This window comes from Paenibacillus sp. PDC88 (genome assembly GCF_900106725.1).
Lineage (GTDB): Bacteria > Bacillota > Bacilli > Paenibacillales > Paenibacillaceae > Paenibacillus > Paenibacillus shunpengii.
The window spans coordinates 1-7961 of the sequence record NZ_FNNT01000025.1; the positions used below are offsets into that span (position 1 = coordinate 1).

The following is a 7961-nucleotide window of genomic DNA, read 5'->3' on the forward strand; positions in this document are numbered from 1 at the left end:
GGACATGGCTTGTCTGTTTTCATCGGTGAACAGATTAGAAAAGAGATCAAACCCTACAAGTTGAGTAGGGTTTGATCTCTTTTCGCCACTATTCTATTGTTTAGACAGCTAACCTTGGATAAACCTAAACACTGCCGCCCCCATCGCCACTGCTAAAGCTGACAGTATCCAAGTTCCCCCTAGGCCCAACGCACGCCCATGGCTACGGCCGCCAAATGATGAAGGTTGGAATTGAATGCCGATCTTTTTTCCCCATTCGCTTCCCTTGGGCGCTGTCCTATTGGAGTTGCCGAAATCATTGTAAGATTGTTGTATTCGATGGTCAGGAAGCTTTTACTGGAGGCATCAATATCGGGGATGAATATACCGGATTAAAGTCGAATGTCGGCTTTGACGCGACACCCATATTCGAATAGTGGGTTAACCTTCAAACGAACTGCAAGCAGTCTTCGACGCCCATTGGAATATCGCGCCTTACTTTGTGCCAGATGCAGACATTATTATGGCGATTAAAGCAGCTTTGGTTCGCGGTGTCCGAGTGCGCTTAGTTACCCGCCACGTGGTATCGATCATCGTTGGAGCTGCAAGTCGGACCTACTATGGAGAACTTTTGGAAGCCGGGGTTCATATCTACCTCTACAATAAAGGCGTGTTGCATGCGAAGTTAATGATCATTGACGGAGAAATTGCCGAGACAGGCTCCTCAAATGTTGATTTAAGAAGCTACCGTCTGAATTATGAAGTGTGCGAAGTTGTGTACAGTTCTGAAGTAGCACGAAAACTGGCGGAACAATTCGAGCATGATCTTGCGGACTCCATTCCCTTACGGATGGAAGTCCCGCCTCAACGCACGCATTTGCAGCGGATTCTCGATCAAACGGCGTGCTTGCTTTCACCAATCATTTGATGAAAGAGGAAATGAAAAGTTGTTTCTTCAATTCTCAATTGAGTTCTTGCTAGGTTTTGTAGGATTGTCCATCATTACAAAGATGTTAGGGAAAAACCAATTTAGTCAAGTAACACCGTTTGACTTCATTTCAGCTATTTTTAGGTGAAGTCGTTGGAAATACTCTATATGACATGCAACTGTCTACCCTATGCTGTATTCTTTATTCTTATGGAGGTCATTTATGTTAGCTATTAAGACGGCAGGCCAAAAGTTTTGGAAATAAGAAGTTGGATCGATGGAACCCTGTGCCTTAATTCCGATAGTAGCATAATTACCCAATAGTTGGATTTCGTGCCGAATCAACTTATAAAAATATGGAGACTTAGTCCCTGGGCATCCGTTGAACTGCTAAAAAAATAAGAAGTATCAAACCCATATACCCAAATAGCGGATAAAGATAAGTAAGTAAGGAGGTGAAACCGGCTTGACTAATCAAAAAACTAGCAAGTAATATGCCAAGAACCAACCAACTTTTAGGAAGATTATAAAGACTTTGGATTTGACGAGAAATTCCGAATACATTGCCTATCAATGTGGTGAATATTTCTCCATAGATTACGAGCAAAAACAATACATGAAAATACCGCCCGAAATCTCGAATAATCTCGGCCATCGGAATATCGTATTGAAGAATCTCGGGCATCTTTGAGCTCATTGCAAAATGGCTGACAAGAAGCATAAAACCAAGACCAATGCCTCCCCAAAACCCTCCCCATTTTAATGCGCTTTCGTCATCCACCTCACTCCCCAGAGGAACCATAACGGCTAGAATAAAAGCAAAATTCAATCCTGCATACACAAACGGACTCACGAACCACTTCAAATTGTACAGTTGTTGGTTCTGCCAACCGACTATATCAAAAATATTGTCTATTCTGACAACCTTTACGACAAGGAGAATAGTGAAAAAAAGCATCATGGGAACAACTAACGAGTTTACGAACATAATTCCGCTGATTTCCTTCGTCATCACCAGATAACATAAAACGATGCTGATGATAATACCCAGTTGATAGGGTAGACGGAGTTGTTCTTCGAAAATGGTACCGGTTCCTGAAAGCATCACGGCCGTTACCCCAAATAGAATAATTAAAGTCAAGGCATTTGCGACTTTGCCGAAAATCTTGCCAAACAGATAAACATTAAACTCCTGATATGAAAATGCTTTGATATGGTGAGCTAGAATCATCATTTTAGTGCCGATCCACACAAAAAGAAAGGTGCTGCATAAAATGCCTAATACCCCATAGGCTCCGTATACCGTGAAAAACTGCATAATCGACTGTCCTGAAGCAAATCCGGCTCCCACCACGGTTCCCGAATATGTTGCGGCGATTTGTATTATCATACTTGTATTTTTCTTCATATTTCACCCATGTCCTGGTATAGTATAGAATCATTAAATTCTATGCTTAAAAAAAATGCTTATTCCAAAAGGAACTCGTTGTCAGCCGTTATGACGAGAATCGATAGTGGTCCGGTAGATCATCAATTAACAAACTTGAGTCTTTAACAATGACATGGTAAATATGCAGCTCATGAATCTGGGCATGATTTTTGGAATCGGTAAACTTATGGTTTTGGCCTTTATTTATCTACCGAGGATGAATCTGTGCAATCAACGCCCCGCTTGGCGATGCTCGAAGCCAGCAGATATAGCCCCACATAGATAGGAAAAGAATAGGTATGTTTCCAGTGAACGGGGTGGTATAAATCGGCCATTTGTGAGACCGGCTCGGCCACAAAAGCGGAAAATCCCCCAAATAGGAGAGCTTTGAACAACGGATGTATGCCAGACTTGTACTGGAGTAAGAACATCACCGTGACGGGAAGAAGTGAAAAATTCCATGGAAAATTGGCCGGCATGATCGGTATGACCTCCCAGTGATAATGCCAAAGTCCCATGGCAATCCCAAGCTGGTCCAGCCACGACGACACGATAATCATCATAAACCCGGATAGGAGAAACTGTCCCGTAGCTCTCTTATCCCGAAATCCGATCCAAAATAGCCAGGGGCATATCGATAAACCTACTCCCAACCACCATTGTCGCGTAAATAGTACGTGAGTGCGCCAAATGTCAGTCATGTTGCGGCGTGCTTAGACAATCAATTGATAGGCTTGTTCGATTACATGATGAATCTGATTTTCGTCCACCGATGCCACCCCTTTCCGTTATCCGGATACCGATCATTTTTCATTCGATATGTGCCTGCTTTGCCTCTTTATATACGCGAGTTTCCATACAGTATATTCGACGTTACAAATACACCAACCGGCGGCAACGAAGTTGAAGGCGGTTGCGGTGGGACATAGCCGCTATACCCCGCCAAGTTTATATCAGTTGTCGCTACCCAGGTTCCATATTCGCCCGCTTGTAAAGAGGGGGGGAGCATCTGCAGACGTCCGGTGAGAACCAGATGCCGAAGTTGAATCTGGACATCGTCATAGATGGTTAAATGGCCGGAGTAGGCGGCGTAGGGGGAATGAAACATGATCTGCTGCGCGCTTTCATTCCAGCTTCCTTCAATTGAAATCGGCGTTCCGCGAAATTGGATGGTGCCTTGAATTTGCTGGTCCTGCAAAACACGCATCACTAGTTTGCCCCACACAACCGGTCTTCCGGCGACAGATGCATGAACTCCCCATATGGATAAGGGAGGTAAACTCTTTGTACTTGTTTGAGCCGCAATGGACATGATTTATCACTCCTCAAAGTTGGATCACGTCATTATATGCGTCCTCGGCAAAAATGCCAGTCACTGGGCATGAATTCTTTACAGATAACCGAACCTGATCAAGTAAAAGAAGATGGACTATCTCTTATACTGGTTGTTTCTTAATGCAGACAGGTTTCGAACAAAATTGTTTCAACCCATCCCAGTTGCCCCAGATGCAATTTTTACATCGATTTGGTTGTCTTGGGGCAGAGGTAGTCCAGTTTTTAATGCTTGTACTGAATGTTGGTAACATGCAGGCATCCGCCTTTCCAAATTTATGCAAACAGCATTTAAGTTGTCCAGAAACGAATCATCCTATGCAGTTATCCGCATCGTGAAAGTCCGCTTGGATTTGATCCCATCTACCCTTGTCCCCTGCATACAAATATCAAAGGCCGGAGCAACCCATTTTGGGCAACAGCCGGCCATTTGGTCCTATTTCGCAGGCATTCTACCGATGGCTCGAATCGCAAACATTTTTCACACACCGATTCTCCCAGTTGTTGCAGAAGTCCTCATATACTTGCTCTACGCCACAGTCGGATAGCATGTGCCTGGCCAAAAAGTCATACCAGAACTGGTCGAAAGACAAGGGCATCCGGGTTCCATATTGGGAACGAAGGGTTACATAGCGGTCCCAGATTTTGATTCGGAATGCTGCCAATTCATCACATCGCTCCATGTCGGTTCGCCTTTAAGCGGCGCTGGTGTCGCTGGATATTTCTGACGTTTTCGCTTTTTCTTCGGAGAGCTTTTGAAATTGTTTCGCCCTTTCCAGATGAAAGGTACGTAATTGTTCGTGATACTGAGCCATTTTCATGTGCCAATCGTACATTTGCCTGACATAAGCGGCCTGGTCATGCGTATACATGGGCATTGCCTGTTTGATAAACTGCATTTGAAAACATTCCTCCTTGGGTTAGGTAAAGTTGAACTTACAGCATTAGTCTATGGCAGGCGCATAGAAGCGACAACGGCATCCGCCCGGTTTCCGGTCATTTTATCGGGTTGGTTGTCTATATGCAGGCGGAAACACAGCCTTTTGGGGACCTGACTCCTATGATGCATAAAGGATATGAAAATCGGAATAATATCAGTTGCATATTCTGAAAATGGCGAATGAAAAGGAGAAAGTATGGAAAAAAGCGAACTTAAATCACAATTTAAACAGCGAATCAAAACGACAAGTAACAAATCTCCAATAATCTTGGATGGAAAGGCAAGTGAAAATGTTCCAACCGAGCCGAGTTTAATGGAGCGAACCAAAGAAGTGATGGAGAATATAGGAACCGAAATAAATAGCGTCTGACAGTATATGGCTTTTATAGCTTGGTCAACGTAACCTTTGAGATTATCGATGGGGACATTCCGTACAGATTGGAACAAGTAAATGTTTCTCATAATCAAAACCGGCCGGTTAGGGATCGCCCTGACCGACCGTTACAGTGTATTTTAGCCAACGAAATTCGGATTGGGCCCCGTATTATCCTTTGGGTTTTACGAACAATGCAGCGAGAAACGAAAAAATAATCGCTGCGGATATTCCGGCACTGGTCACTTCGAAAATTCCGGTGATGATCCCAATCCAGCCATTGCTCTTTAGTTCTTGAAGCGCACCATGGACAAGAGCGTTACCAAAGCTTGTAATCGGGACCGATGCTCCTGCCCCGGCAAATTCAATCAGCGGATCATACCATCCAATTCCGTCGACAATCGCGCCCAATACAACAAGCAGGGTCATGGTGTGGGCCGGTGTAAGTTTCAAGACATCAAAACAAAATTGTCCGAAAACACAGATTGCACCTCCCACCAAAAAAGCCCAAAGAAAAATCATAATATCTCCCTCCCTGCCTCTATGGATACGGCATGAGCGATACAAGGAATGCTTTCCCCTTGTTGAAATGAAATCGGGGATAGCAGCGCCCCCGTAGCGACAACGAGGATTCGTTTCAGTTCACCTCTTCGCATCCGATTCAGCAAATGTCCATAGGTAACAACTGCCGAACAACCGCAGCCGCTTGCTCCGGCCTGAACCATTTGGGTTTCATAATCGTAAATCATCATCCCGCAATCGGAATATTCGGTTTGTTCGATGGGAAAGTTATGTTTCTTAAACAATTTACAGGCGATTTCATATCCGACTTTCGCAAGATCGCCGGTAACGATCAAATCGTAATAACCCGGTTCAATTCCCAAATCTCGAACATGCGCCTCAATGGTGTCTACCGCTGCAGGAGCCATCGCTGCGCCCATATTAAACGGATCTTTAATGCCCATATCGATAACCCGGCCAATGGTGGCAGATGTAACAACCGGTCCGTCACCTTCCATGGATACGATGGCAGCACCGGCCCCGGTTACCGTATATTGGGCGGTTGGCGGTTTTTGCGAACCGTACTCGGTCGGATATCGGAACTGTTTCTCCGCACCGGAATCATGGCTGCATGTCCCCGCCAATACAAATTTCGCCGAACCGGAATTTACAAGGTTAGCTGCTAATGCCAGACTTTCCATCGAGGTTGAACAAGCGCCAAACACACCGAGGTAAGGGATCGATAATGTTCGCGCGGCAAAACTGCTGCTAATGATTTGATTCATCAAATCCCCGCCTATGTAAAACTGTACTTGTTCCTTTGTCAACCCCGCATTTTCAATAGCCAGTTTTGCCGCTTCTTCAATCAATGCCTTTTCTGCTTTCTCCCAGCTCTTTTGTCCCATCATGGATTCTCCATGGACAATGTCAAAATCTTTGGCCAGCGGGCCTCTTCCTTCAAATGGACCCACTACCGTTGCTGTTGATCGGATGAACGGCTTGTTCTCAAATAGCCAACTCTGGTGTCCCTTTAACATATTAAGAGCCTCCCCCGCCTTTGATCAGCAAATGTACAATTCCTACCGCAAAGGCGGCGACTGTACCAAATACAATAACCGGTCCAGCCAGTTTAAACATTTTACCGCCAACACCGAGCACCATACCTTCACTCTGATGTTCAATCGCAGCGGATGCCATCGAATTCGCAAATCCCGTCACAGGCACTGCGGAACCCGCACCAGCCCATTGGGCAAACTTATCGTACACCCCCATGCTGGTCAGAATGACAGAAAGGAGTATCATAACCGCCACGGTAGGGTCTCCAGCTTTTTTCTCATCAAAGCCGCCCCAATGCACAAACATTTCCTGGATGGCTTGTCCAACCAAACAAATGGTCCCGCCAGCTATAAACGCACGAATGAAGTTTTTGAGTATGGGCCTCGGAGGTTCGACGCTTTGCGCCAATTCTTTATATTCCTGTTGTACCCGCGTTAAATTTTTCTTTATATTATTTGCCATGAACATCCTCCTCGATTTTCAGCTGACGTATAATTGGCGAATTGTTAACGAATCAGCAATGGTTTAACTTCATCAATAATCTTTTCTAACGCTTTTGAACATTGCTCGTACATCTGCTTTGTATTTTGTTCTTTGGTAGATAAGCCAAACATTTCGAGATCCGCTTCACACTTTTTCAATGTTGCAAGCAACGCGGCTTTTTTCTGGGGTTTCGGTACTTTGATCTGATCATCAAATAAATCAACGTATAGCTGGCCATAGGAATCCACCTGTCCAAGAAATACGTTATCAATCGAAACACCTAATTTCTCCAGTTCCGTATCCAACCATTGCCTGTTTAGACCTATCGTGGCAAGCGGTTCGTCCATTATTTTTCCATCCATAATGACCGATTGAGGTTCTTGTTCTGGCCCGACATTTATCCCCAGGTGTTTAGGCGTAAACGGTTGATTTTCCTTGGTTAAAAGAACGCTAACGTCACCGCTTGACTCCATGATGGCGAATTCAACATCGGCAGCTTTGAACACATTCTTTATTCGAAGCTGTTCCATAAGTTCATCCGTGGTAATCCTTTCTTTTTTTAGGTTATCCTCCATGATCTTGCCGTCCTTAATGAGTACTGTTGCTTTGCCGTCGAATAGGTCTCTTGCCGTTTTGCTTTTCAGCTGTAAAAGTTCAATCCCTAAAGAAACAACGGTCCAAACCGTCATCGCAACCAAGCCCAGATACCAATTGGACTCCAGATCCAACGAAACGTAAGCTGCAAGGCTGCCGATCGTGATGCCGGTGATATACTCAAACAATGAAAGCTGTGATACCTGTCGTTTACCCAATATCTTCGTTAGGACAAAAAGAACCCCCATAGCCAATAACGTTCGCAAAGCAATTTCTACCCAATCCGGCATAATATCACCATTCCTTTCCAATCACATTTAATCGACAAAAGTTAATATGTCCCTAT

12 protein-coding genes are annotated in these 7961 nt (G+C 44.6%); 3 read left to right on the forward strand and 9 right to left on the reverse strand.

The genetic code is table 11. From position 1 onward, the window contains the following. The first annotated feature begins 502 nt into the window (after positions 1-502). Together BLW49_RS29385 and BLW49_RS29580 are read left to right on the forward strand one after the other, a co-directional pair. Positions 503-907, forward strand: coding sequence for a phospholipase D-like domain-containing protein (locus BLW49_RS29385; RefSeq protein WP_244933052.1), 405 nt, complete (start codon positions 503-505; stop codon positions 905-907). Beyond that, a complete protein-coding gene (locus BLW49_RS29580; RefSeq protein ID WP_371264636.1) occupies positions 801-1055 on the forward strand; it encodes a DUF421 domain-containing protein in 255 nt (84 codons plus the stop codon). The genes BLW49_RS29385 and BLW49_RS29580 overlap by 107 nt, the downstream gene beginning before the upstream one ends. Positions 1056-1271: 216 nt before the next feature. Here the strand turns inward: BLW49_RS29580 and BLW49_RS28290 are convergent, their stop codons facing one another. The 5 genes from BLW49_RS28290 to BLW49_RS28305 all read right to left on the reverse strand — a co-directional run bounded on the left by BLW49_RS28290 (position 1272) and on the right by BLW49_RS28305 (position 4567). Then, complete coding sequence (locus tag BLW49_RS28290; RefSeq protein WP_023559061.1) at positions 1272-2315, reverse strand: YkvI family membrane protein; 1044 nt, start codon at positions 2313-2315, stop codon at positions 1272-1274. A gap of 221 nt (positions 2316-2536) precedes the next feature. Then, the gene (locus BLW49_RS29425; RefSeq protein WP_285080841.1) at positions 2537-3037 is read right to left on the reverse strand and encodes a CBO0543 family protein; all 501 of its coding nucleotides are present in this window, start codon (positions 3035-3037) and stop codon (positions 2537-2539) included. Positions 3038-3174: 137 nt separating this feature from the next. Next, positions 3175-3648 (reverse strand): hypothetical protein, encoded by a 474-nt coding sequence (locus tag BLW49_RS28300; RefSeq protein ID WP_090728256.1) that lies wholly within the window; start codon positions 3646-3648, stop codon positions 3175-3177. 472 nt (positions 3649-4120) lie between these two features. Beyond that, entirely contained in the window at positions 4121-4351 is a 231-nt protein-coding gene (locus tag BLW49_RS28640) for a hypothetical protein (protein ID WP_143042177.1), read from the reverse strand. A 12-nt stretch (positions 4352-4363) separates the two neighbouring features. Beyond that, positions 4364-4567: a hypothetical protein gene (locus BLW49_RS28305; RefSeq protein ID WP_023559066.1), complete on the reverse strand. Its 204-nt coding sequence runs from the start codon at positions 4565-4567 to the stop codon at positions 4364-4366. Between the two features lie 237 nt (positions 4568-4804). Here BLW49_RS28305 and BLW49_RS29010 point away from each other — a divergent pair, with 237 nt between their 5' ends. Then, entirely contained in the window at positions 4805-4978 is a 174-nt protein-coding gene (locus BLW49_RS29010; RefSeq protein ID WP_153784608.1) for a hypothetical protein, read from the forward strand. 174 nt (positions 4979-5152) lie between these two features. Here the strand turns inward: BLW49_RS29010 and spoVAE are convergent, their stop codons facing one another. From spoVAE to BLW49_RS28325, 4 genes are read right to left on the reverse strand one after another with little or no spacing between them, the layout of a single operon-like run. Further along, positions 5153-5503 carry a stage V sporulation protein AE gene (spoVAE, locus tag BLW49_RS28310; protein ID WP_005832063.1) on the reverse strand — a complete coding sequence of 117 codons (351 nt, stop codon included), beginning with the start codon at positions 5501-5503 and terminating at the stop codon, positions 5153-5155. Beyond that, positions 5500-6519, reverse strand: coding sequence for a stage V sporulation protein AD (spoVAD, locus tag BLW49_RS28315; protein ID WP_007784321.1), 1020 nt, complete (start codon positions 6517-6519; stop codon positions 5500-5502). Before spoVAD ends, spoVAE begins: the two co-directional genes overlap by 4 nt. Position 6520: 1 nt before the next feature. Continuing rightward, positions 6521-7000 carry a stage V sporulation protein AC gene (spoVAC, locus tag BLW49_RS28320; RefSeq protein ID WP_090728258.1) on the reverse strand — a complete coding sequence of 160 codons (480 nt, stop codon included), beginning with the start codon at positions 6998-7000 and terminating at the stop codon, positions 6521-6523. A gap of 44 nt (positions 7001-7044) precedes the next feature. Continuing rightward, positions 7045-7905, reverse strand: a complete 861-nt coding sequence (locus tag BLW49_RS28325) for a DUF421 domain-containing protein (protein WP_090728260.1) — start codon at positions 7903-7905, stop codon at positions 7045-7047. Between the last annotated feature and the right edge of the window lie 56 nt (positions 7906-7961).

What these genes read in the sequence shown, in the direction of transcription:
- BLW49_RS28300 (WP_090728256.1), bottom strand. Translation starts at nt 3,648, where the DNA reads ATGTCCATTGCGGCTCAAACAAGTACAAAGAGTTTACCTCCCTTATCC.
- BLW49_RS29385 (WP_244933052.1), top strand. Translation starts at nt 503, where the DNA reads ATGGCGATTAAAGCAGCTTTGGTTCGCGGTGTCCGAGTGCGCTTAGTT.
- BLW49_RS28305 (WP_023559066.1), bottom strand. Translation starts at nt 4,567, where the DNA reads ATGCAGTTTATCAAACAGGCAATGCCCATGTATACGCATGACCAGGCC.
- BLW49_RS28640 (WP_143042177.1), bottom strand. Translation starts at nt 4,351, where the DNA reads ATGGAGCGATGTGATGAATTGGCAGCATTCCGAATCAAAATCTGGGAC.
- BLW49_RS29425 (WP_285080841.1), bottom strand. Translation starts at nt 3,037, where the DNA reads ATGACTGACATTTGGCGCACTCACGTACTATTTACGCGACAATGGTGG.
- BLW49_RS29580 (WP_371264636.1), top strand. Translation starts at nt 801, where the DNA reads ATGATCTTGCGGACTCCATTCCCTTACGGATGGAAGTCCCGCCTCAAC.
- BLW49_RS28290 (WP_023559061.1), bottom strand. Translation starts at nt 2,315, where the DNA reads ATGAAGAAAAATACAAGTATGATAATACAAATCGCCGCAACATATTCG.
- spoVAE (WP_005832063.1), bottom strand. Translation starts at nt 5,503, where the DNA reads ATGATTTTTCTTTGGGCTTTTTTGGTGGGAGGTGCAATCTGTGTTTTC.
- spoVAD (WP_007784321.1), bottom strand. Translation starts at nt 6,519, where the DNA reads ATGTTAAAGGGACACCAGAGTTGGCTATTTGAGAACAAGCCGTTCATC.
- spoVAC (WP_090728258.1), bottom strand. Translation starts at nt 7,000, where the DNA reads ATGGCAAATAATATAAAGAAAAATTTAACGCGGGTACAACAGGAATAT.
- BLW49_RS28325 (WP_090728260.1), bottom strand. Translation starts at nt 7,905, where the DNA reads ATGCCGGATTGGGTAGAAATTGCTTTGCGAACGTTATTGGCTATGGGG.
- BLW49_RS29010 (WP_153784608.1), top strand. Translation starts at nt 4,805, where the DNA reads ATGGAAAAAAGCGAACTTAAATCACAATTTAAACAGCGAATCAAAACG.